Here is a 24821-nt window from a genome sequence, read left to right as displayed (position 1 = left end):
AATCCGCCATCGGCCCATGGTTCTGGTTCAATCAGACCGTGACTTCGTGGGCCAATTCCGGTGCGCGTGACCTTCACCTGGATCTGCGTGAAGTGATCCGACCCGGCGCCCGCGGAGTGCGCGACGTGCTCATCAGTGCGATGCGCGACGCCGTGCGCTCCGGCCGGCTCTCTCCCGGCACCGTGCTACCCCCGTCGCGAACGCTGGCCGCCGATCTGGGCATCGCGCGCAACACCGTCGCCGACACCTACGCCGAACTGGTCGCCGAAGGATGGCTCGCGTCCCGGCAGGGGGCGGGCACCTGGGTGGTCAACAGCGCCGCACACCAGCCGCCGCCACGACCGCGCGGCACTCGCGTCACCCCCCGGCACAACCTCATGCCCGGCTCCCCCGACGTCGCCGAATTCCCGCGCACCGCATGGCTGGCCGCCGCGCGCCGCGCCCTGACGCAGGCCCCGAACGAGGCGCTACGGATGAGCGATCCCCGCGGCCGGATCGAACTGCGCACCGCACTCGCCGACTATCTGGGCCGGGTGCGGGGCGTGCGGACCTCCGCGGAGACCATCGTGATCTGCGCAGGCGCTCGCCACGGCGTCGAACTACTGACCCGCGTCTTCACCCGCAGCGCACCCGGTCGGCCCATCGCCGTCGAGGCCTACGGACTGCACATCTTCCGCGACACCATCTCGGCGACGGGCGGATCGACCGTACCGATCGGGCTCGACGACCACGGTGCGGTGATCGACGATCTCGACACCCTCGATGTGCCGGCCGCGTTGCTCACCCCAGCTCACCACAGCCCGCACGGCATGGCGCTGCACCCCACCCGGCGCACCGCCGCCGTCGACTGGGCGCAGCGCACCGACGGCTACCTCGTCGACGACGACTACGACGGCGAATTCCGCTACGACCGACAACCCGTCGGCGCACTCCAGAGCCTGGCGCCCGACCGCGTCGTCTATCTCGGGTCGGCCAGCAAGAGCCTGGCGCCCGCGCTACGGCTGGGTTGGTTCGCGCTCCCCGACGACCTGGTCGAACCGGTGCTGGCGGCGGCCGGGGGCGCGCAGTTCCACGTCGATGCCATCGCGCAGCTCACCATGGCCGAATTCATCCGCGGCGGCCAGTACGACCGCCACATCCGCCGGATGCGGATGCGCTACCGGCGGCGCCGCGATCTGCTGGTTGCGGCGCTGACCCGTTTCGACATCCGGATCCACGGCCTGGCCGCCGGCCACAACCTGTTGCTGACCCTGCCCGAGGGCGCCGAACCCGTCGTCCTGCGCCGCGCCGGCGAGGCGGGCATCGCGCTGTCGGGGTTGTCGATCATGCGTCATCCGCTGGCCGGGCCGCAGGTGCCCGCTCCCGACGGCGTCATCGTCGGCTTCGGCACGCCCGCCGAGCATGCCTTCGGCGCCGCCGTCGACGCGCTGTGCGCGCTGCTGGACGCCTCGCTGCGCTGAGCGCGGCACCGCATAAGCTGCCCGGGTGGCCGAGCCCCCGATGTCGCCCAACCTGCCGCTGACCACGCAGGTGTGGCGGTTCCTGGTCACCGGCGGCTTCTCCGCGATCGTCGACTTCGGGCTCTACGTCCTGCTGTACCGCGTCGCCGGCATGCAACCCGACCTCGCCAAGACCCTCGGCTGGATCGCCGGCACGACCACCGCGTATCTGCTGAACCGGCGCTGGACGTTCCAGGCGCCCCCCAGCCGCGCCCGGCTGGCCGCCGTGTGGGCGCTGTACATCAGCACCTTCGTCATCCAGGTGGGGCTGAACCACCTGTTCCTGCGCGTGTTCGACTACACGCCGACCGGCGTCGTCGTCGCCTTCGTGATCGCGCAGGGCACCGCGACGGTGATCAACTTCATCGTCCAGCGGGCGGTCATCTTCCGGCTCCGCTAGCCCGGACGTCAGCGGTAGCGGGCCGACCGCATCACAGCTTGGCGCAGGTATCCGCGGCGGCACGGGCCGTCGCAGGCGAGGCGGTACCCTCGTCACGATGTCCGAGACCACGACCCGGCGGCTGACCGGCTGGGCGCGCACGGCGCCGACCGTCGCGCAGGTGCTGTCGACCCCTGACCCGGAGGTGATCGCCGAGGCGGTTTCCCGGGTGGCCGACGACCCCACCCGCGGCGTCATCGCCCGTGGCCTCGGGCGTTCCTACGGCGACAATGCGCAGAACGGCGGCGGTCTGGTCATCGACATGACCGCGCTGAACCGCATCCACACCATCGACAGCGACAACGCGCTCGTCGACGTGGACGCCGGGGTGAACCTCGACCAGCTGATGCGCGCCGCGCTGCCGCTGGGTCTGTGGGTGCCGGTGCTGCCGGGCACCCGCCAGGTCACCGTGGGCGGCGCGATCGCCTGCGACATCCACGGTAAGAACCACCACAGCGCGGGCAGCTTCGGCAACCACGTGCGCTCGATGCAGCTGCTGACCGCCGACGGCACCGTCCGCCGCATCACCCCCAACGGTGCGGAGTCCGAACTGTTCTGGGCCACCGTCGGCGGCAACGGACTGACCGGCATCATCCTGCGCGCCACCATCGAGATGACGCCCACCGAAACGGCGTACTTCATCGCCGACGGCGACGTCACCGCCGGCCTCGACGAGACCATCGCCTTCCACAGCGACGGCAGCGAAGCGAACTACAGCTACTCCAGCGCCTGGTTCGACGCGATCAGCGCGCCGCCGAAGCTGGGCCGGGCGGCGATCTCCCGCGGTTCGCTGGCCACCCTGGACCAGCTGCCGAAGAAGTTGCGCCGCGACCCGCTGAAATTCGATGCGCCGCAACTGCTGACATTCCCCGACGTGTTCCCCAACGGCCTGGCCAACAAGTGGACGTTCGGGCCGATCGGCGAACTGTGGTACCGCAAGTCGGGTACCTACCGCGGCAAGATCCAGAATCTGACGCAGTTCTACCACCCGCTGGACATGTTCGGGGAGTGGAATCGGGCCTACGGCTCCAACGGCTTTCTGCAGTACCAGTTCGTGGTGCCCACCGAAGCCGTCGACGAGTTCAAGGCGATCATCCTGGACATCCAGCACTCCGGGCACTACTCGTTCCTCAACGTGTTCAAGCTGTTCGGCCCCGGAAACGAAGCGCCGCTGAGCTTCCCGATCCCCGGCTGGAACGTCTGCGTGGACTTCCCGATCACCGCGGGGTTGGGCGACTTCGTCAACGGACTCGATCAGCGGGTCCTCGAATTCGGCGGGCGGCTCTACACCGCCAAGGATTCCCGCACCACCGCCGAAACCTTCCACGCCATGTACCCGCGCATCGACGAGTGGATCGCCGTGCGCCGCCGGGTCGACCCCGACGGGGTGTTCGCCTCCGACATGGCCCGACGCTTGGAGCTCCTCTAGTGGTCATCGACGCCGTCGGTAATCCCCAGACCATCCTGCTGCTCGGCGGGACATCGGAGATCGGGTTGGCGATCTGCGAGCGCTATCTGCGCGACGCGCCGGCCCGCATCATCCTCGCCGCCCTGCCCGACGATCCCGGCCGGGACGCCGCGGTCGCCCAGATGCGCACGGCCGGAGCGAAATCCGTCGAGGTCATCGACTTCGACGCGGTCCAGACCGACACCCACCCCGGCGTCATCGAACAGGCCTGGAACGGTTCCGACGGCCCGCGCGACATCGACATCGCGATCGTCGCGTTCGGCCTGCTCGGCGACGCCGAGGAGCTGTGGCAGAACCAGCGCAAAGCCGTCCAGATCGCCGAGATCAACTACACCGCAGCGGTGTCGGTCGGCGTGCTGATGGGTGAGCGGATGCGCGCGCAGGGCTACGGGCAGATCATCGCGATGAGTTCGGCCGCCGGAGAACGCGTGCGACGGTCCAACTTCGTCTACGGCTCCACCAAGGCCGGACTGGACGGCTTCTATCTCGGACTCGGAGAAGCGTTGAAAGAGTACGGGGTTCGGGTGCTGGTCATCCGGCCCGGCCAGGTCCGCACCCGGATGAGCGCCCACGTCAAGGAAGCGCCGCTGACCGTCGACAAGGAGTACGTCGCCGAGCTGGCGGTCACCGCGTCGGCCAAGGGCAAGGATCTGGTGTGGGCGCCGGGCGCGTTCCGGTACGTGATGATGGTGCTGCGCCACATCCCGCGGCCGATCTTCCGCAAGCTGCCCATCTAGGGTGGGCACTCGCGTCCTGGCCACGCTGAGCCAGATGGTGGTGGCGGCGCTGATCGCCGCCGCGCTGGCCGTGGTCGCGATGGCCGCCATCGCCAGGGTGGACTGGCCCGCGTACAACTCGTCGAACCAGCTGCACGCGCTGACCACCGTGGGCCAGTTCGCCACCCTGGCCGGGTTGCCGGCCGCGGGATGGATCCACCGCACCGGCCGCCGGCATCTGGCCTGGCTGGCGTCGGTGGTGTTCCTGGCCGCGTTCACCGTCGTCACCCTGGCGATGCCGCTCGGCGCCACCAAGCTCTATCTGTTCGGCATCTCGGTCGACCAACAGTTCCGCACCGAATACCTGACCCGCTTCGCCGACACCGCGGCGCTGCACGACATGACCTACTACGGTCTGCCGCCGTTCTATCCGCCGGGCTGGTTCTGGCTGGGCGGCCGGCTGGCCGCGCTCACCGGGACACCGGCGTGGGAGATGTTCAAACCGTGGTCGATCATCTCGATCGCCATCGCCGTGGTCCTGGCGTTCGTGCTGTGGGCGGCGCTGGTCCGGTTCGGCTACGCGCTGATCGTCACGGCCGCGACCACCGCGGTGATGCTGGCGTATTCGCCGGCCGAACCGTACGCCGCGATCATCTCGGTGCTGCTGCCGCCGGTGTTCGTGCTGGCCTGGTCGGGTCTGCGGGCCCGCGGCAATGGGCACTCCGGTTGGGCGGCCGTGGTGGGAGTCGGGATCTTCCTCGGCGTGGCCGCCCTGTTCTACACCCTGCTGCTGGGCTACGCGGCCTTCACCCTGGCGCTCATGGGGTTGACCCTCGCGATCGCGCGGCGCTCCTGGGCACCGCTGCTGCGCGGGCTGGTCATCGCGGTGATCGGTGGGGCCATCGGGCTGATCGGCTGGGGCCCGTACCTGCTGGCGGCCGCCCGGGGTACACCGGCCGAGAGCGGCACCGCGATGCACTATCTGCCCGACGACGGTGCGGTGCTGTCCTTCCCCATGCTCAGCTTCACGCTGCTGGGCGCGCTGTGCCTGGTGGGCACCGTCTGGCTGGCGGTGCGGGCCAGGACCTCGACCCGCGCAGGCGCACTCGCCGTGGCCGTACTCGCGGTCTACGGCTGGGCACTGCTGTCGATGCTGGCCACCCTGGCGGGCACCACCCTGCTGTCGTTCCGGCTGCAGCCGACGCTGGTGGTCCTGCTGGCCGCGGCCGGGGCGTTCGGCTTCGTGGAGGCCGCCCGCGGGCTGGCCGACAACTTCTCCAGCCGCCGGGTGCTGGTCACCGCCGGCGCGATCGGCGCGATCGGCGCCCTGACGTTCAGCCAGGACATCCCCGACGTGCTGCGCAGCGACATCACCGTCGCCTACACCGACACCGACGGCTACGGTCAGCGCGCCGACCGCAGGCCACCCGGTTCCGAACGGTTCTACCGCGAGGTCGACGCGAAGATCACCGAGGTGACCGGGCGCCCGCGCAACCAGACCGTGGTGCTCACCGCCGACTACAGCTTTCTGTCCTACTACCCCTACTACGGCTTCCAGGGGCTGACGTCGCACTACGCCAACCCGCTGGCCCAGTTCGACGCACGGGCCGAGGCGATCGAGAGCTGGGCGATGCTGTCGACCCCCGACCAGTTCGTCGAAGCCCTCGACGCCCTGCCCTGGAAACCGCCCACGGTGTTCCTGATGCGCCGCGGCGCCGCGGACTCCTACACCTTGCGCCTGGCCTCCGACGTCTACCCCAACGATCCGAACGTGCGCCGATACCAGGTGAAGCTCGACGCCGCGCTGTTCGACGACCCCCGCTTCCAGGTCACCGACATCGGTCCATTCGTGCTGGCCATCCGCACACCGGTCGATGACTGACTCCCAGAACGGCCGGTTAACATCTAGCTCCGTGAACTCTCGGGTTACCGGCACGTCTGCCTCACCTGGGAGCAATCACCGCACCGCACGCCTGATCGCCATCGTCGCGGGGCTGCTCGGTGCCGTCATGGCCCTGGCCACCCCGCTGCTGCCGGTCACCCAGACCACGGCCGAACTGAACTGGCCGCAGGACGGTGTGCTGCGCAGCGTCGACGCTCCGCTGATCGGATACGTGGCCACCGACCTGACCATCACGGTGCCGTGTCAGGCCGCCGCCGGTCTGACCGGCGGGCGCACGGTCCTGCTGTCCACCGTCCCCAAACAGGCGCCCAAGGCCGTCGACCGCGGACTGCTCATCGAACGCGTCAACAACGATCTGCTGGTCATCGTGCGCAACACCCCGGTGGTCAGCGCCCCGCTGAGCGAAGTGCTGGGCCCGCAGTGCCAGGAGCTGAAGTTCACCGCCCAGGCCGACCGGGTGACCGGGGAGTTCGTCGGCCTGGTCGAGGGGCCCGACGACGTGTCGCCGGGAGAGGCCCCCGGCGAACCGCTGCGCGGCGAGCGCGGCGGCTACGACTTCCGGCCGCAGATCGTCGGCGTCTTCACCGACCTGTCCGGGCCCGCGCCGCCGGGCCTGCAGTTCTCCGCTGTCGTCGACTCCCGCTACAGCAGCACACCCACCGTGCTGAAACTGCTCGTGATGATCGTCGGTGTGCTGCTGACCGTCGTCGCCCTGGGCGCGCTGCACGTCCTCGACACCGCCGACGGCATGCGGCACCGCCGCTTCCTGCCCTCGCGCTGGTGGTCGATGACCCCCCTGGACGGGTTGGTCGCCGCCGTCCTGGTGTGGTGGCACTTCGTCGGCGCCAACACCGCTGACGACGGCTACATCCTCACCATGGCCCGGGTGTCGGAGAACGCCGGGTACATGGCCAACTACTACCGGTGGTTCGGCACCCCGGAGGCGCCGTTCGGCTGGTACTACGACCTGCTCGCGCTGTGGGCCCACGTCAGCACCGCCAGCGTCTGGATGCGGCTGCCCACGCTGATGATGGCGCTGGCCTGCTGGTGGGTGATCAGCCGCGAAGTGCTGCCGCGGCTGGGCACCGCGGTCAAGTCCAGTCGACCCGCCGCCTGGACCGCCGCCGGGATGTTCCTGGCGTTCTGGCTGCCGTTGAACAACGGTCTGCGGCCCGAACCGATCATCGCGCTGGGCATCCTGCTGACGTGGTGCTCCGTCGAACGCGGTGTGGCGACCAGCCGGCTGCTCCCGGTGGCCATCGCGATCATCATCGGCGCGCTCACCCTGTTCTCCGGGCCGACGGGCATCGCGGCCGTCGGCGCCCTGCTGGTGGCCATCGGTCCGCTGAAAACCATTGTGGCGGCCCATGTCTCGCGGTTCGGCTATCTGGCGTTGCTGGCCCCGATCTTGGCCGCGGGCACCGTCACCGCCATCCTGATCTTCCGCGATCAGACGCTCGTCGGTGAGTTGCAGGCCAGCAGCTTCAAATCCGCGGTGGGCCCGAGCCTGGCCTGGTTCGACGAACACATCCGCTACTCACGGCTGTTCACCACCAGCCCCGACGGCTCGGTGGCACGCCGCTTCGCGGTCCTGACCCTGCTGCTCGCGCTGGCGGTGTCGGTGGCGATGACGTTGCGCAAGGGCCGCATCCCCGGCACCGCGGCCGGACCCAGTCGACGGATCATCGGCATCACGATCATCTCCTTCCTGGCGATGATGTTCACGCCCACCAAGTGGACCCACCACTTCGGGGTGTTCGCCGGGCTGGCCGGATCGCTCGGTGCGCTGGCCGCCGTGGCGGTCGCGGCGGCGGCGATGCGCTCGCGGCGCAACCGTGCGGTCTTCGCCGCGGCGGTGCTGTTCGTCGCCGCACTGTCGTTCGCCACCGTCAACGGCTGGTGGTACGTCTCGAACTTCGGTGTGCCGTGGAGCAATTCGTTCCCGGAGTTCACTTTTGGCTTCACCACGATCCTGCTCGGACTGGCCGTGCTCACCCTGCTGGTGGCGACCTGGTTCCACTTCTCCGGACGCGACACCTCACCGCCGGAGGCCGGCCGGTGGCACTGGCGCCCGGCGGTGCAGAGCCCGATGGCCATCGCGGCCTGGCTGGTGGTGCTCTTCGAGGTGGTCTCGCTGACGATGGCGATGGTCAACCAGTACCCGGCCTGGAGCGTCGGCCGCTCCAACCTGGAAGCGCTGACCGGTAAGACCTGCGGCCTGGCCGAGGACGTGATGGTGGAACGCGATCCGAACGCGGGCGTGCTGGCACCTATCGGTGTCCCGGTCGCGGCATCGCTGGGCGCGGGGACGTCCCAGGGCTTCACCCCCAACGGCGTCCCGACCGACATCTCGGCCGACGACGTCATGGACCAGTCCCAGGCCACCAACTTCGCCGACACCGACGGGGACAGCGAGACCGGCGGCGAGGCCGGCACCGAGGGCGGCACCACCGCGGCGGCCGGAGTGAACGGGTCGCGGGCGCAGCTGCCGTTCGGTCTGGACCCGCGGCGCACCCCCGTGCTGGGCAGCTGGCGGGCCGGCACCCAGCAGCCGGCGACGCTGCGCTCGGCGTGGTACCGGCTACCCGAGCGCTCTGCCGACGGACAGGACGGCGTGATCGCGGTGGCCGCCGCGGGTCGCTTCGACTACGGCGAAGTCGAGGTGCAGTGGGCCACCGACGAGGGCGCCGCCCGGGACGAGCCCGCCGGCAGCATGGGGCTCGCCGACGTCGGCGCCAGCCCGGCGTGGCGGAATCTGCGCGCGCCGCTGTCGGCGATCCCCGCCGACGCGACGCAGATCCGGCTGGTCGCCGACGACGACGACCTGTCCCCGCAGCACTGGATCGCCCTGACCCCGCCGCGGATCCCCCAGCTGCAGACGTTGCAGCAGGTGGTGGGTTCCCAAGATCCGGTGCTGCTCGATTGGCTGGTCGGGTTGGCGTTCCCCTGCCAGCGGCCCTTCGACCACCGCAACGGCGTCATCGAGGTGCCGAAGTGGCGGATCCTGCCCGACCGCTTCGGCGCCGAGGCGAATTCACCGGTGATGGACTACCTGGGCGGCGGCCCACTCGGGATCACCGAGCTGCTGGTCCGCTCGACCACCCTGCCCACCTATCTACGCGACGACTGGTCACGCGACTGGGGCGCCCTGCAGCAGCTCACGCCGTTCTACCCGAACGCCGAACCGGCGCGGCTGGATCTCGGTTCCGAGACGCGCAGCGGACTCTGGAGCCCGGCGCCGCTGCGTCACTAGCTCCGTCGCCTACCATCGACGCTCGTGCCCGCCCACCGCATCACCCGCCTGATCGCCGTCCTGGCGGGATTGGCGGGCGTACTGCTGTGCGCGCTGGTTCCCCTGCTCCCGGTCAAACAGACCACCGCCACGATCCTGTGGCCGCAGGCCCCCAACGCGGACGGTCTGGTCGGTGACCTGACCGCGCCGCTGGTGTCCGGGGCGCCCAAGGCGCTCGACGTCACGATCCCCTGCGCCGCGATCGGCACCCTGCCCGCCGAGGGCGGACTGGTGTTCTCCACCAATCCGCCGGGCGGTATCGACGCCGGCCGTAACGGCCTGTTCGTCCGCGCCAACGCCGACGATGTCTATGTCGCCTTCCGCGACACCGTCGCCGCGGTCGCCCCCCGCGCGGCCGTGCGGGCCGGGGCGTGCAGTGAACTGCGGGTATGGGCCAACGTCGGCGCGGTCGGCGCCGACTTCGTGGGCATCCCCAACGCCAGCGGCACCCTCCCGCCCGATAAGCGGCCCCAGGTCTCCGGGGTGTTCACCGACCTGCGGGTCGGACCCGATTCCGGGGTGCGCGCCCGCATCGACGTCGACACCCGCTTCATCACGTCGCCCACCGCGCTCAAGCTGCTGGTGATGGTGCTGGGCGTGGTGTGCGTGCTCGCCTCGATCGTCGCCCTGGCGCTCCTGGACCGCCGCGTCGGCCGCACCCTGCCGGGGGCGTTCCGGCGCTTCTGGCGGGCCGGGCTGTGGACGTGGCTGACCGACGCCGCCGTCATCGCCGGCCTGCTGATCTGGCATATCGTCGGAGCCCAATCGTCCGACGACGGCTACAACATCACCATCGCCCGGGTCGCCGACGACGCCGGGTACACCACCAACTACTTCCGCTACTTCGGCGCGACCGAGGCCCCGTTCGACTGGTATCAGAGCGTGCTGGCCCACCTGGCCTCGATCAGCACCGACAGCGTGTGGATGCGCCTGCCCGCCACCGCCGCCGCGATCGCCACCTGGCTGGTGATCAGCCGCTGCGTGCTGCCCCGGCTGGGCCGCCGCCTGGCCCGTAACCGGGTCGCGGTCCTCACCGCCGGCGCGGTCTTCCTGGCAGCGTGGCTGCCGTTCAACAACGGTCTGCGCCCCGAACCGCTGATCGCGCTCGGGGTGACCGTCATCTGGATCCTGGTCGAACAGGCCGTGGGCACGCGCCGGCTGTGGCCCTACGCCGTCGGCATCGTCGTCGCGGTGTTCTCGGTGACGCTGGCCCCACAGGGCCTGATCGCCGTGGCGCCGCTGCTGGTGGGCGCGCGTCAGATCACCCACATGATCGCGGTGCGGCGCCCGGTGACCGGGCTGATGTCGTCGTTGGCGCCGCTGGCCGCCGCGGCGTCGCTGCTGTTCGTCGTCGTGTTCCGGGATCAGACGCTGGCCACCGTCGCCGAATCGGTGCGGATCAAATACGTCGTCGGGCCGACCGTGCCGTGGTACCAGGAGTTCCTGCGCTACTACTATCTGACCGTCGAAGAGAGCGTCGACGGCTCCCTGGCCCGGCGTTTCTCGGTGCTGATCCTGCTGCTGTGCCTGTTCGGCCTGATCGCGGTGCTGCTGCGCCGCGGCAGTCTGCCCGGCGCGGTCAACGGCCCGGTGTGGCGATTGCTCGGCACCACCGGGTTCGGCCTGCTGCTGCTGACGCTCACCCCGACCAAGTGGGCGGTCCAATTCGGTGCGTTCGCCGGGCTGGCCGGTGCGCTGGGCGGGGTGACGGCGTTCGCGTTCGCCCGGGTCGGACTGCACAGCCGACGCAATCTGGCGCTCTACGTGACGGCGCTGCTGTTCGTGCTGGCGTGGGCGACCTCAGGCATCAACGGCTGGTTCTACAACGCCAACTACGGCGTGCCGTGGTTCGACAAGCAACCGGTGATCCTCGGCTTCCCGGTCACCACCATCTTCCTGGTGCTGGCGATCGCCTGCGGTCTGCTCGCGGGCTGGCTGCACTTCCGGATCGACTACGCCGGTCACACCGAGGTCGCCGACACCGGCCGCAACCGGGCGCTGGCCTCCACACCGCTGCTGATCGTCGCGGTGATCATGGTGGTCCTGGAACTGGGGTCGATGCTGAAGGCCACCGCCGGTCGCTACCCCGTCTACACCATCGGGTCGGCCAATCTGGCGGCGCTGAAGTCCGGTCTGTCCGACACCAGCTGCGCCATGGCCGACCATGTGCTCGTCGAAGCCGACACCAACGTCGGCATGCTGGAGCCGGTGCCCGGTCAGCGCTTCGGCGAATACGGGCCGCTGGGCGGTGTGGACCCCGTCGGCTTCACCCCCAACGGCATCAGCGACACCCTCGAACCCGCCGAACCGGTGGCCGCGAACCCGGGCACCCCCAACACCGACGGACCGGTCGACAAGCCGAACATCGGCGTCGGCTACGCCGCGGGCACCGGCGGCGGCTACGGACCCGAGGGCGTCAACGGGTCGCGGGTGTTCCTGCCGTTCGGGCTGGACCCGGCCACCACACCGGTGATGGGTAGCTTCGACGAGAACACCCTCGCCGCCAAGGCGACCTCGGTCTGGTACCAGCTGCCGCCCCGCAGCCCGGACCGCCCGCTGGTGAGCGTCGCCGCCGCCGGAGCCATCTGGTACTACAACGAGGACGGTTCGTTCAACTACGGACAGTCACTCAAACTGCAGTGGGGTGTGCACCGGCCCGACGGTTCCTACCAGGCGCTCAACGAGGTCTACCCGATCGACATCTTCCAGCAGAAGGCCTGGCGCAACCTGCGGTTCCCGCTGTCCACGGCGCCGCCGGAGGCGAACGTCGCCCGCATCGTCGCCGACGACCCGAACCTGTCGGAGGACCAGTGGTTCGGCTTCACGCCGCCGCGGGTGCCGGTGCTGCAGACCGCCAGCGCCTACCTGGGCCGTGACACCCCGGTGCTGATGGACATCGCCACCGCCGCGAACTTCCCGTGTCAGCGGCCGTTCGCCGAACACCTCGGGGTCGCCGAACTGCCCGAGTACCGCATCATGCCCAACTTCAAGCAGATCGTGGTGTCGTCGAACCAGTGGCAGGCCGCCGAGGACGGCGGACCGTTCCTGTTCATCCAGGCGCTGCTGCGCACCCAGTCGATCCCGACCTATCTGCGCGACGACTGGTACCGGGACTGGGGTTCGCTCGAGCGCTATCTGCGGGTGGTGCCGGCAGCCGAGGCGCCCGACGCCGCGATCGAGGAAGGGTCGAAACGAGTGTTCGGCTGGAGCCGCGGCGGCCCGATCAGGGCCCTGCCGTGAACGACGTGACGAACGACGTGACGAAGGACGTGAAGATCGCGCGCTGGGTGGCGACGATCGCCGGCCTGCTCGGCTTCCTGGCCGCGGTGGCGGTTCCGCTGCTGCCGGTCACCCAGACCACCGCGACGCTGAACTGGCCCCAGCAGAATCGGCTCGACAATCTCACCGCGCCGCTCATCTCCCAGGCGCCGGTGAGCCTGACCGCGTCGATCCCGTGTTCGGTCGTGCGGGACATGCCCGCCGACGGCGGCCTGGTGCTGGGCACCGCACCCGAACAGGGCCGTGACGCCGCGCTGAACGCGATGCTGGTCACCGTCTCGCAGGATCGCGTCGACGTCATCGTGCGCAATGTGGTGATCGCCAGCGTCGACCGCGACCGGATGGCGGGCTGCGAGCGCCTCGACATCACCTCCTCATTGGACGGCACCTACGCCGACTTCGTCGGCCTGACCCAGGACTCCGGCGAGAACGCCGGCCAACCCCAGCGCACCGGATACGCCGATCCGAATCTGCGGCCCGCGATCGTCGGCGTGTTCACCGACCTCACCGGTCCCGCCCCGCCCGGGCTGTCGTTCTCGGCGCAGATCGACACCCGCTTCACCACCCAACCGACCGCACTCAAGCTGGCCGCGATCCTGCTGTCCATCGTGTGCACCGGTCTCGCCCTGCTCGCGCTGTGGCGGCTGGACCGGCTCGACGGCCGGCGCATGCACCGCCTGATCCCGACCCGCTGGCGCACCCTCACCGCGGTGGACGTGGTGGTCCTCGGTGGCTTCGCGATCTGGTACGTGATCGGCGCGAACTCTTCCGACGACGGCTACATCCTGCAGATGGCCCGGGTGGCCGACCACGCCGGCTACATGTCGAACTACTTCCGCTGGTTCGGCAGCCCGGAGGATCCCTTCGGCTGGTACTACAACGTGCTGGCCCTGATGACGCATGTGAGCACGGCCAGCATCTGGATCCGGCTGCCCGACCTGATCTGTTCGGTCGTGTGCTGGCTGCTGCTGTCCCGGGAGGTGCTGCCCCGCCTCGGGCCCGCGGTCATCGCCAGTCGCCCGGCACTGTGGGCGGCCGGCTTCGTGCTACTGGGCGCCTGGATGCCGTTCAACAACGGCCTGCGGCCCGAAGGACAGATCGCCACCGGCGCGCTGATCACCTACGTGCTGATCGAACGCGCGGTGACCTCGGGCCGGCTCACCCCCGCAGCGCTGGCCGTCACCACGGCGGCGTTCACGCTCGGCATCCAGCCGACCGGGCTGATCGCGGTGGCCGCCCTGCTGGCCGGCGGCCGGCCCATCCTGCGCATCCTGATGCGGCGTCGCCAGCTGGTCGGCACGTGGCCGCTGCTGGCACCGCTGCTGGCCGCGGGCACCGTCGTCCTGGCAGTGGTGTTCGCCGACCAGACGCTGGCCACGGTCCTCGAGGCCACCAAGATCCGCACGGCGATCGGGCCCAGCCAGGAGTGGTACACCGAGAACCTGCGCTACTACTACCTGATCCTGCCGACCGTGGACGGTGCGATCGCGCGGCGGGTGGCGTTCATGTTCACCGCGCTATGCCTGTTCTCGTCGCTGTTCATCATGCTGCGGCGCAAGCGGGTGCCCGGCGTCGCGCGCGGTCCGGCCTGGCGGCTGATGGGCGTCATCTTCGCCACCATCTTCTTCCTGATGTTCACCCCCACCAAGTGGATCCACCACTTCGGTCTGTTCGCCGCGGTGGGCGGGGCGATGGCCGCGTTGGCGACGGTGATGGTGAGCCCGGTGGTGCTGCGCTCGGCACGCAACCGGATGGCCTTCCTGGCCGCAGTGCTGTTCGTCCTGGCGATGTGCTTCGCCTCCACCAACGGCTGGTGGTACGTCTCGAACTTCGGCGCCCCGTTCAACACGTCGGTGCCGCAGATCGGCGGGGTCACCGTCAGTGCGGTGTTCTTCGTGCTGTGCGGGCTGGCGGCACTGTGGGCGTTCCTCTTGCACATCGGCAACACCCGCGAGTCGCGCGTCGTCACGGCACTGACCAGGGCGCCGATCCCGATCGCCGCCGGTTTCATGGTGCTGGTCATGGTGGCCTCGATGGCGGTCGGAGTGGTGCGCCAGTACCCGACCTACTCCAACGGCTGGGCCAATGTCCGCGCATTCGCCGGCGGCTGCGGACTGGCCGACGACGTACTGGTCGAACCCGATTCCAACGACGGCTTCCTGCGGCCGCTGCCCGGCCGGTACGGCCCGCTGGGGCCCCTCGGCGGCGTCGACGCCACCGGCTTCTCCCCCAACGGCGTCCCCGATCGGATCATCGCCGAGGCGATCCGGCTGAACAATCCGCAACCCGGCACGGACTACGACTGGAACCGCCCGATCGCACTGTCGCGCCCGGGCGTCAACGGCTCGACGGTGCCGCTGCCCTACGGCCTGGACCCGGCGCGGGTGCCGGTGGCCGGCACCTACTCGACCGAGACGCAGCAGGAAGCCAAACTGGCCTCGGCGTGGTACGAACTCCCCCCGCCCGACGACGCCCACCCGCTGGTGGTGATCACCGCGGCGGGAACCATCGCCGGGACCAGCGTCGCCAACGCGTTCACCGACGGTCAGACCGTCGAACTCGAATACGCGGTGCGCGGCCCCGACGGGGCGCCGGTGCCCGCGGGTCGCGTCAGCCCCTTCGACATCGGGCCGACTCCGTCGTGGCGCAACCTGCGCTATCCCCGGGCACAGATCCCGGCCGACGCCGTGGCCGTGCGGGTGATCGCCGAGGATCTCTCACTGGGTCAGGGTGACTGGATCGCCGTGACACCGCCGCGGGTGCCCGAGGTGCGCAGCGTCCAGGAGTACGTGGGCTCCACGGAACCGGTGCTGATGGACTGGGCGGTGGGCCTGGCGTTCCCGTGCCAGCAGCCGATGCTGCACGCCAACGGCGTCACCGAGATCCCGAAATTCCGGATCTCGCCGGACTACTACGCCAAGCTGCAGAGCACCGATACCTGGCAGGACGGCAAGAACGGCGGCCTGCTCGGGATCACCGACCTGTTGTTGCGGGCCTCGGTCATGTCGACCTATCTGTCCAACGACTGGGGTCAGGACTGGGGTTCGCTGCGCCGCTTCGACACCATCGTCGACGCGCAGCCCGCGCAGATCGAGCTGGGCACCGACACCCACAGCGGGCTGTCCAGTCCGGGGTCGATGCGCTTCCAGCCGTAGCGGCGATCAGGCTAGCTCTGCGGGGAGCCGTTCTGCCGGTCGATCTCGGCCGAGCAGTCCGCGGCGGAGCGCTTGGTCTGCTCCACGCAGACCCGCACGTTGGCCTCGCGCGGGTCCATCCCGGTGGGGACCGACGGGCTGTCGAACTGACCCTGGTACTTCGACCAGATGGTCTGGTTGGTGTCGGTCAGCTCGGCGCAGTATGCGGGCGCACCCGTGTTGGTCACCCCGGCCGCGCCCATCGTCGCGCAGTTCGCGCCGATCACCACCACCGGCATCGTGGGCGACGCGGGGGCCGCCGTCTTGTCGCTGTCGCGGCCGAGCAGCCAGATGGCGCTGCCCGCCGCGACGACCGCCACCACCGCCAGCACCCCGGCCCCGACCAACCACCCGCGCCGGCCCTGGCCCTGCGGCGCCGGTGCGGCCGGACCGGGCCGCGCCGCCGCCTTCGCCGACACCGTCGGCCCGGTGGCGTCGTCGGCGACGATGTGGTGCTCCAGGGCGCGGGCGAAGTCGACGCAGTGGTCGAAGCGGTCCTTCGGCGACTTGGCCAGCGCCCGGTCGAACACCGGACCCAGACTCGACAGCTCGGGACGCATGACGCCGATCGGCGGTGGGTCGGCGGTCAGATGTGAGCTGATCACCACCGCCGGATTCGAATGCTGGAACAGCGGTCGGCCGGTCAGCAGCTGGTAGGCCGTAGCGGCCAGGGCGTACTGATCGGCCCGCCCGTCCAGCGGCTGCCCCAGCAGCTGTTCGGGGGCCGCGTAGGCGACCGTGCCGACGGTCATGTTGGTGCCGGTCAGTCCGCCGGTGTCGTCGGCGCGCCGGGCGATCCCGAAGTCGGCCAGCAGCGCGCGTTCATGCGGTGAACCCGGGTCGGCGATCAGGATGTTGGCCGGTTTCACGTCGCGGTGGAACAGATTGCGCTGGTGGGCGTAGTCCAGCGCCGCGGCGACCGCGGTGATGATACGAACCACGTCGTCGGCGGGCATCCCGTTCGGATGGCTCTGCGCGAGCAGCCGAGCCGCATCGGTGCCCTCGACGAAGTCCATCGAGATCCACAGCCGGCCGTCGTGATCCCCCCGGTCGTGCACCGCGACGATGTGCGGATGCCACAGCGTGGCGGCGATCTCGGCTTCCCGCAGGAACCGCTGGCGATACTCCTCGTCGGTGCTCACCGTCGCGGAGAGCACCTTGAGGGCGTCCCGGCGCGGCAACCGCGGATGCTGCGCGAGGTACACCTCGCCCATGCCGCCGGCGCCGAGCGACCGCAGGATCTGATAGCCGGCGATCACCTCGCCTTCTGTGAGCGGCATGGGCGAATACTACGGGCACCCGGTTGAGCCGGTGACCGCCGTACGCTCGAATCCATGACGGTCATCGCGTTCGACGTCAACGAAACGCTGCTCGACCTGCGGGCACTGGACCCGCTGCTGGGTGGTGCTGAGCAGCGCACCCGCTGGTTCGCCCAGATGCTGCAGGTGGCATTCGTCGGGGGACTGACCGAGAACTATGTCGACTTCCCCACCGCCCAGCGCGCCGCCCTGCAGATGCTCGGCATCGGTGGCGCCGACGAGATCGCCGCGGCCATGCGCCGCCTACCGCTGCACCCCGACGTCGTCCCGGCACTGGACCGGCTCACCGGGCACACCCTGGTGGCGCTGACCAACTCCCCGCTGCCGGTGGTCACCGAACAGCTCACCCACGCCGGCATCGCCGACCGGTTCGCGGCCATCCTGTCCGCCGACCAGGTGGCGGCCCTGAAGCCGGACGCGCGGGCCTACCAGCTGGTCGCCCGTGAATTCGACGTGGCGATCGCCGAGGTGCGCCTGGTGGCCGCGCACGGCTGGGACATCGCCGGCGCGCTGGCGGCGGGTTGCCGGGCGGCGTTCGTGGCCCGGCCCGGCCAGCACCTGATCCCCGTCGGACCGCAACCGGACATCACCGGCGACGATCTGGTCGCGGTCGCGGAGCAGATCGCGGACTAGATCGGGGTCAGGCCGTGCTTGCGCTGCACCCGGGTGATCTGCTTGTCGCGTAGCAGGCGCATCGACTTGCGCAGCAGCAGCCGCGTCTCGTGCGGCTGGATCACCGCGTCGATGAAGCCGCGTTCGGCAGCGATCCACGGCGTGGCCATATTGAGGTTGTACCCCTCGATGAAATCGGCGCGGATCTTCTGCACCTCGGGCGCCGTCGGATCCGGGAAGCGCTTGACCAGCAGCTGGGCCGCGCCTTCGGCGCCGATCACCGCGATGCGCGCGGTCGGCCAGGCGAAGTTCAGATCCGCCGAGAGCTGCTTGGACCCCATCACCGCGTACGCGCCGCCGTAGGACTTGCGGATGGTGATCGTCACCTTCGGCACGTCGGCTTCGACGACGGCGTTGAGGAAGCGGCCACCGCGTTTGATGATGCCGCCCTTCTCCTGCTCGACACCCGGCATGAAGCCGGGGGTGTCGACCACGAAGACCAGCGGCAGGTTGTAGGAGTCGCAGAACCGGATGAACCGGGCGGCCTTGTCGGAGGCCTCATTGTCGATCGACCCCGACAGATACATCGGCTGGTTGGCGACCACACCCACCGAGCGGCCGTCCACCCTGGCGAAGGCGGTGATGATGGCCTGACCCTGGTTGGCGGCCACGTCGAACACGTCACCGTCGTCGAAGATCCGCAGCAGGATCTCGTGCATGTCGTAGGCCACGTTGTCGGCGTCCGGCACGATCGTGTCCAGCTCCAGATCGTGCGGGGTGACCTCCGGCTCCAGGCCGGGGTTCACCACCGGCGCGTCGTCGAACGTGTTGGGCGGCAAGAACTCCAGATAGTCGCGGACGTACTGGAACGCCGCGGCCTCGTTCTCGACGACCTGGTGGATGTTGCCGTAACGTGCCTGGGCGTCGGCGCCGCCGAGTTCGTCGAGGCTGACGTCCTCACCGGTGACGTCCTTGATGACGTCGGGCCCGGTGACGAACATGTAGCCCTGGTCGCGCACCGCGACCACCAGGTCGGTCTGGATCGGCGAGTACACCGCACCACCGGCGCACTTGCCCAGGATGATCGAGATCTCCGGCACCAGACCGCGCAGCAGTTCATGCCGCCGGCCCAGTTCGGCGTACCAGGCCAGCGACGTCACCGCGTCCTGGATGCGGGCGCCGGCGGAGTCGTTGATGCCGATGATCGGGCAGCCCACCATCGCCACCCACTCCATCAGGCGGGCGACCTTGCGGCCGAACATCTCGCCGACCGAACCCTGGAACACCGTCTGGTCGTGGCTGAACACCCCGACCGGCCGGCCGTTGATGGTCCCGTGACCGGTCACCACACCGTCGCCGTAGAGCGCGTTGGGATCGCCCGGCGTCTTGGCCAGCGCGCCGATCTCCAGGAAGCTGCCCGGGTCGAGCAGCGCGTGGATCCGCGCCCGGGCGCTGGGCAGACCCTTGCGGTCGCGGCGGGCCTTGGCCTTCTCGTCGCCGGGGTCCTTGGCCAGTTCCAGCTTCTCGCGCAGCTCGGCCAGCTTCTCGGCCGTGGTCTGCTGGTGCGCGGGGGAAACTGCAGCGGCTGGTGCTTCCGTCACTTCGCCTCGCTCTCGATGCGGTTGATCGCCTCGCTCATATGGGCGCCCACCTTGGCAATGTACGGCTCGTCGATCGCCTGGATGTGTTCACCCCCGATCGGGACGATCTCCAGATCGGTGACGAACTCACCCCAGCCGCCGTCGGGCTTGCGGGTGGCGTAGGCGGGCTCGAAGTAGATCGCGTCGTCGTGGTAGCGGTCGGCCATGTACAGCGTGACCGACCCGTCGTAGGGCTTGATGTCGGCGAGGTCGATGGCGCGCTGGTCCAGATAGGACGTGCGCTGGTGCTCGATGATGCCGCCCGGGATCTGCACCCCACTCTGGCTGACCACGTCGAGCACGAACCGCACCTGTCCCTCGTCGTCGAGTTGTTCGAGTTCCTCGTAGGGGATCTCGGGCACCTCGACGTTGAAGGTGCGCTCGGCGAACCGGGCGTAGCGGTCCCAGCGCTTGCGGGTCTCCTCCTGGGTGCGCGGGATCGGCTCCCCCGGGCGCACGGCGTCGATCAGCCCGACGAACCGGACGTCGGCGCCGGCGTCCTTGAGCCCGATCGCGCAGGCGTAGGCCAGGACGCCGCCCAGCGACCAGCCCGCCAGGATGAACGGGCTGCCCCTTCTTCCGTCGACCCAGCCGTTGAGCTCCATCAGCTTCGGCACGTACTCCCGCGCCCGCTCCTCGATGGAACCCTCGACCCGCTCGATGCCGTACATCGGGGTGTCGGCGGGCAGCCGTTTGAGCAGCGGCTCGTAGACCACCGTCGAACCGCCCGCGGCGTGGAACACGAACACCGGGATGCTCTCGCTGCCCTCCTGGGGCGCGCGGATCGTCCGGACGAAGCCGTCCACCTTGCCGCCCTCGAGGTAGTCGCGCACCGTGGTGGCGAGTTCCTCGACGGTCTTGGCGGAGGTCACGTCGTCGGCGGTGATCGTCCCCTCGTCGACGCGTTCGGTCAGCCGCTCGGCGATCTTGGCCGCGGTGGTGGCGTCGACCTTCGGCAGCTCGTTGAAGATGCCGCCCGGCGACTTGCCCGTGACGATCGCCCACGTCGCGAACGTCACGCGTTCGGCGGCGTCGCGCGGCGGCACATCGGAGCCCAACGCCTCGGTGACCGCCTCCTGGGTCAGCACCTTCGACGCCGCGGCCACGGTGGACTGCGACGGACCGGGCTGCGTCGGACCCGACGGATCGGTCGGCGGCGGCGGGATTCCCGGGCCGGACGGATCGGTCGGCGGAGCCGGGATGTCGCTGCTCTGAGTGGACGGTTCGGCCTGCGGATCGGGGGCCGGCGTCACGGCCGTCGCCGGATTGGCACCGCTGATCACGGCGGCCTGTTCGGAGGCTTCCGCCGTGGCCAGCGGGTGACCGGCCTCGGCCAGCTTCTCCTCGAGTTCGGCGACGGTGGACGCGCCGCCCATCAGCTCGGCCTGTTCGGCGGCGATCTCCTCGGCGGTCTTGCCCTTCTGCGATTCGGCCAACTGATCGACCTCGTCGCGATGCTCGATCGCATAGGTGATCAGCTGCTCGACCGCGTACAGGTTCGCGTCGCGGACCGCGGTCAGCTGGATCGGCGGCAGGTCGAAGTCGTATTCGACCCGGTTCTTGATCCGCACCGCCATCAGCGAATCGAGGCCCAGCTCGATCAGCGGCACCTCCCACGGCAGGTCCTCGGGCTCGTAACCCATCGCGCTGCCGACGATCAGCCCGAGCCGGTCGCGCACCGCCTCACCCGAGTCCGGCGACCACTTACCCAGTCCGGCACCGAGATTCGCACCGGCGGTGAGATTGTCCGACAGAATCGCCGCGTCGTCGGGCTCCGGTTCGGCCGGAACCGACGACTCCGGTTGCGCGGCAACGGTTCCGGTGGCCACCGCGGCCGGCAGTTGCCCCGCCGCGGACAGCGGCAATCCAGCCTGCGCCGCGCCGCCGCGGGTGACGATGGCGTCGTAGACGAGCGTGAACGATTCCTCGATCCGCGCGTGCACCTGCACCGACGCCCCACCCGGATGCCGGGTCAGCGTGGTCACCAGACGCGCGCCGTCACCGGGCACCGCGCGCTGTTCGGCGGCGGTCACCGCGGCGTCGGAGAACACCTGCGAGGCCGCCGATTTCACCAACTGGGCCAGATCGGTGGCACCACGGGGGTTGTACTCCCACACATGGCGGCCGTCCGGAGTGGCGACGTGGCTACCCGGCATGACACCGGCGTTGTCCCCGCTGAACCGGACGGCGAGCCAGTGCGGCTTGCGCCGGAACGTCGTCGGCGGGATGTTCGCGTAGTCCAGCGCACCGGCCAGTCCGCGGTGCCGGCGCGGGAACAGGGTGCGCATATCCAGATCGTGGCCGTGCACGAACAACTGCGCCATGGCCGTGGTCATCGAATCGACCTCGTCCTGTTTGCGCGCCAGCGTCGCGATGAGCTGACCGTCGTGCAGACCCGCGGTCATCGTCGTCAGGCCGACCTGCATGAGCGCCACCGGATTCGGCGCCAACTCGAGGAACGTGGTGTGTCCGTTGTCGACAGCGTTACGGATGCCGTGGGTGAAGTAGACGCTGTGGCGCAGCCCCTTCTTCCAGTAGTCCACGTCGTGGATCGGGTCGCTGCCCGCGCGCAGGAACTTGCCCTCGTGCACGGTCGAGTAGTAGCCGGTCTGCAGCGGATGCGGGGTGATGCCGATCAATTCGGCGGCCAGCTCACCCAGCAGCGGATCCATCTGCGTGGTGTGGCTGGCGCCCTTGGTCTGGAACTTGCGGGCGAACTTGCCCTCCTGCTCGGCCCGGGCGATGATCGCGTCGACCTGGGCCGGCGGCCCACCGATCACGGTCTGGGTGGGGGCGGCGTAGACGCACACCTCCAGATCCGGATAGTCGGAGAACACCGTCTTGATCTCGTCGGCCGAGTACTCCACCAGCGCCATCAGGCGGATGTACTCACCGAACAACATCGCCTCGCCCTCACCCATCAGGTGGCTGCGCGAGCAGATGGTGCGGGTGGCGTCCTCCAGGGACAGCCCGCCGGAGAAATACGCCGCGGCGGCCTCACCGAGGCTCTGACCGATCACCGCCCCGGGTTTGGCGCCGTGGTGGCGCAGCAGTTCACCGAGCGCGATCTGGATGGCGAAGATGACCAGCTGCACCTTCTCGATCGGCAGCTCGGTGGTCTCGTCGCTGTAGTCGATCGCATCGTCGAGGATCAGCTCGAGAATCGAGTGCCCACGCTCATCCTGAATGAGGCTGTCCACCTTGTTGATCCACTCGGCGAACACCTCGTTGCGCAGGTACAGGCTCTTGCCCATCTTGCGGTGCTGCGCACCGAACCCGGCGAGCACCCACACCGGACCGTTGGCGACCGGGCCGTCGGCGGCGTACACGCTCGGACTCTGCTTACCCTCGGCCAGGGCGCGCAGCCCCTTGACCGCCTCGTCGTGGTCGCGGGCCAGCACGATCGCCCGCGAGCGACCGTGGTTACGCCGCGACAGCGAACGCCCGATCGCCTCCAGCGACGACGCCCGACCCTCCTCGCTGTCGATCCAGTCCGCGAGTTCGGCGGCCGCGGCGCGCTTGCGCGACGTCAGAAACGCCGAAACAGCAAGCGGGACAAGCGGATCGGTCTGATCTTTCGCTTCGAGCTCCTGACGGGCGGCCTCGAGCAGGCGCTTGGCCTCGTCGGTCATCCCGGGCAGTTCGTATTCGGGCTCGGCGGCCGCGGCGGGCGTGTCGAGATCGTCGTCGTCATCGTCGGTGACGAACTCGCCGTACTCGTCCATCCGGACCCCGCCGACATAGACGGCGGTCGCCTCGTTCGGTGCGGCGGTGGCCTCGACGACCTCTTCGGGTTCGGGTTCGACCAGATCGCCGGGCAACACCTCGCGCAGCACCAGATGCGCGTTCGCGCCGCCGAAGCCGAAGCCCGAGACGCCCGCGATCGCCGTGCCGCTGTAGCGCGGCCAGTCGCTGACGGTGTCGTTGACCTTCAGTCGCACCGCGTTGAAGTCGATGTAGGGGTTGGGTCCGGCGTAGTTGATCGACGGGGGCAGTTTGTCGTTGCGCAACGCCAGCGCGACCTTCGCCAGGCTCGCCGCGCCCGCCGCCGACTCCAGGTGTCCGACATTGGATTTCACCGCGCCCAGCAGGGCGGGCTGTTCGGCGGACCGGTTGCGTCCGACCACCCGGCCCAGCGCGTCGGCCTCGATCGGGTCACCGAGGATGGTGCCGGTGCCGTGCGCCTCGATGTAGTCGACATCGCGGGGGTTGATGCCGGCGTCCTTGTAGGCCTTGCGCAGCACCTCGGCCTGCGCGTCCGGATTCGGCGCCAGCAGACCGTTGGAGCGACCGTCGTGGTTGACCGCGCTCCCCGCGATCACCGCGAAGATCTCGTCGCCGTCACGGCGGGCGTCGGACAGGCGCTTGAGCACCAGCATGCCCGCCCCCTCGGAGCGGGCATAGCCGTCGGCGTCGGCGGAGAACGACTTGATCCGGCCGTCCGGGGCGAGCACCCCGCCCACCTCGTCGAAACCGATGGTCACCAGCGGGGTGATCAGCGCATTGACGCCGCCCACCACCGCCACGTCGGCCTCCCCGGCACGCAGCGCCGCCACGCCCTGGTGGGCGGCGACCAGCGAACTTGAACAGGCGGTGTCGATCGCCATCGACGGCCCGCGGAAGTCGTAGAAGTAGGACACCCGGTTGGCGATGATCGAGCTGGTGGTGCCGGTGATCGCGTACGGGTGCGCGACGGCGGGATCGGCCACCGACATGAAGCTGTAGTCGTTGTTCGACGCGCCGATGTAGACGCCGACCCGTTCACCGCGCAGCGACGACGCCGGGATGCGGGCGTGCTCGAGAGCCTCCCACGTCAGCTCGAGCGCCATCCGCTGCTGCGGATCGATGTTGTCGGCCTCCATCTTCGACAGCGCGAAGAACTCGGCGTCGAAACCCTTGATGTCGGACAGATAGCCGCCCCGGGTGTGGGCCTTGGCGACCCGTTCGGCGATCCGCGGCTCGGCCAGGAACTCCTCCCAGCGGCCCTCGGGCAGATCGGTGATGGCGTCGCGACCTTCGAGCAGCGCGTCCCACATCTGGTCGGGGGTGTTCATGTCGCCGGGGAAGCGGGTGGCGATGCCCACGATGGCGATGTCCTCGACATCGCGGTCCCGGCTCCAGTCCGTACCGTCGTCGGAGCGGTCGACCTCGGGCTCACCCTCGATGATCACCGTCGCCAGCGACTCGATCGTGGGATGGCGGAACGCCACGGTGGCCGTCAGCGTCACACCGGTGAGATCCTCGATGTCGCTGGCCATCGCGACGGCGTCGCGGGAGGACAGGCCGAGCTCCACCATCGCGGTGGACTCGTCGATGTTCTCGGGACTCTGACCGGTGGCGTTGGCGATCCAGTTACGCAGCCACTCGCGCATCTCGGCGACCGTCATATCGACCTGGGCCGGCCGCAGCGGACCGGCCGGGTCGTCCCCGGCGCCCTTCGCCACAAGTCTCGGGTCCGGC

At 69.7% G+C, this 24821-nt stretch carries 12 protein-coding genes; 9 read left to right on the top strand and 3 right to left on the bottom strand.

From position 1 onward, the window contains the following. Positions 1–38: 38 nt before the first annotated feature. The 8 genes from ACN27E_RS19575 (at position 39) to ACN27E_RS19540 (ending at position 15751) form a co-directional block, all read left to right on the top strand. The gene (locus ACN27E_RS19575) at positions 39–1460 is read left to right on the top strand and encodes a PLP-dependent aminotransferase family protein (RefSeq protein WP_422743951.1); all 1422 of its coding nucleotides are present in this window, start codon (positions 39–41) and stop codon (positions 1458–1460) included. 40 nt (positions 1461–1500) lie between these two features. Beyond that, positions 1501–1899 (top strand): GtrA family protein, encoded by a 399-nt coding sequence (locus ACN27E_RS19570; RefSeq protein WP_422749990.1) that lies wholly within the window; start codon positions 1501–1503, stop codon positions 1897–1899. 97 nt (positions 1900–1996) lie between these two features. Next, entirely contained in the window at positions 1997–3367 is a 1371-nt protein-coding gene (locus tag ACN27E_RS19565; protein WP_422743949.1) for an FAD-binding protein, read from the top strand. Further along, positions 3367–4143 carry a decaprenylphospho-beta-D-erythro-pentofuranosid-2-ulose 2-reductase gene (locus tag ACN27E_RS19560; protein WP_422743948.1) on the top strand — a complete coding sequence of 259 codons (777 nt, stop codon included), beginning with the start codon at positions 3367–3369 and terminating at the stop codon, positions 4141–4143. The genes ACN27E_RS19565 and ACN27E_RS19560 overlap by 1 nt, the downstream gene beginning before the upstream one ends. 34 nt (positions 4144–4177) lie before the next feature. Next, entirely contained in the window at positions 4178–6004 is a 1827-nt protein-coding gene (locus tag ACN27E_RS19555) for a galactan 5-O-arabinofuranosyltransferase (RefSeq protein ID WP_422749989.1), read from the top strand. Further along, complete coding sequence (locus ACN27E_RS19550; protein WP_422743946.1) at positions 5997–9278, top strand: arabinosyltransferase domain-containing protein; 3282 nt, start codon at positions 5997–5999, stop codon at positions 9276–9278. Before ACN27E_RS19555 ends, ACN27E_RS19550 begins: the two co-directional genes overlap by 8 nt. Positions 9279–9302: 24 nt before the next feature. Next, positions 9303–12557 (top strand): arabinosyltransferase domain-containing protein, encoded by a 3255-nt coding sequence (locus tag ACN27E_RS19545; RefSeq protein ID WP_422743945.1) that lies wholly within the window; start codon positions 9303–9305, stop codon positions 12555–12557. Between the two features lie 5 nt (positions 12558–12562). After that, on the top strand, positions 12563–15751 hold the full coding sequence (locus ACN27E_RS19540; protein ID WP_422743943.1) for an arabinosyltransferase domain-containing protein: 3189 nt from the start codon (positions 12563–12565) through the stop codon (positions 15749–15751). Positions 15752–15762: 11 nt separating this feature from the next. Here ACN27E_RS19540 and ACN27E_RS19535 read toward each other — a convergent pair whose 3' ends face one another. Further along, positions 15763–17070 (bottom strand): serine/threonine-protein kinase, encoded by a 1308-nt coding sequence (locus tag ACN27E_RS19535; RefSeq protein WP_422743941.1) that lies wholly within the window; start codon positions 17068–17070, stop codon positions 15763–15765. Positions 17071–17124: 54 nt separating this feature from the next. Between ACN27E_RS19535 and ACN27E_RS19530 the strand changes: the two genes are divergently transcribed. After that, positions 17125–17742, top strand: a complete 618-nt coding sequence (locus ACN27E_RS19530) for a haloacid dehalogenase type II (RefSeq protein WP_422743940.1) — start codon at positions 17125–17127, stop codon at positions 17740–17742. Here ACN27E_RS19530 and ACN27E_RS19525 read toward each other — a convergent pair. Then, a complete protein-coding gene (locus ACN27E_RS19525) occupies positions 17739–19322 on the bottom strand; it encodes an acyl-CoA carboxylase subunit beta (RefSeq protein WP_422743938.1) in 1584 nt (527 codons plus the stop codon). The genes ACN27E_RS19530 and ACN27E_RS19525 overlap by 4 nt on opposite strands. Beyond that, positions 19319–24748 (bottom strand): polyketide synthase Pks13, encoded by a 5430-nt coding sequence (pks13, locus tag ACN27E_RS19520; RefSeq protein ID WP_422749987.1) that lies wholly within the window; start codon positions 24746–24748, stop codon positions 19319–19321. The genes ACN27E_RS19525 and pks13 overlap by 4 nt, the downstream gene beginning before the upstream one ends. Between the last annotated feature and the right edge of the window lie 73 nt (positions 24749–24821).

The organism is Mycobacterium sp. WMMD1722, assembly GCF_049315205.1.
GTDB lineage: Bacteria > Actinomycetota > Actinomycetes > Mycobacteriales > Mycobacteriaceae > Mycobacterium.
This window is presented reverse-complemented; position numbering and strand designations above follow the sequence as displayed.

Coding starts and splice junctions, on each gene's coding strand:
- ACN27E_RS19570 (WP_422749990.1), top strand. CDS start 1,501: ATGTCGCCCAACCTGCCGCTGACCACGCAGGTGTGGCGGTTCCTGGTC.
- ACN27E_RS19565 (WP_422743949.1), top strand. CDS start 1,997: ATGTCCGAGACCACGACCCGGCGGCTGACCGGCTGGGCGCGCACGGCG.
- ACN27E_RS19555 (WP_422749989.1), top strand. CDS start 4,178: ATGGTGGTGGCGGCGCTGATCGCCGCCGCGCTGGCCGTGGTCGCGATG.
- ACN27E_RS19550 (WP_422743946.1), top strand. CDS start 5,997: ATGACTGACTCCCAGAACGGCCGGTTAACATCTAGCTCCGTGAACTCT.
- ACN27E_RS19535 (WP_422743941.1), bottom strand. CDS start 17,070: ATGCCGCTCACAGAAGGCGAGGTGATCGCCGGCTATCAGATCCTGCGG.
- ACN27E_RS19530 (WP_422743940.1), top strand. CDS start 17,125: ATGACGGTCATCGCGTTCGACGTCAACGAAACGCTGCTCGACCTGCGG.
- pks13 (WP_422749987.1), bottom strand. CDS start 24,748: ATGACGGTCGCCGAGATGCGCGAGTGGCTGCGTAACTGGATCGCCAAC.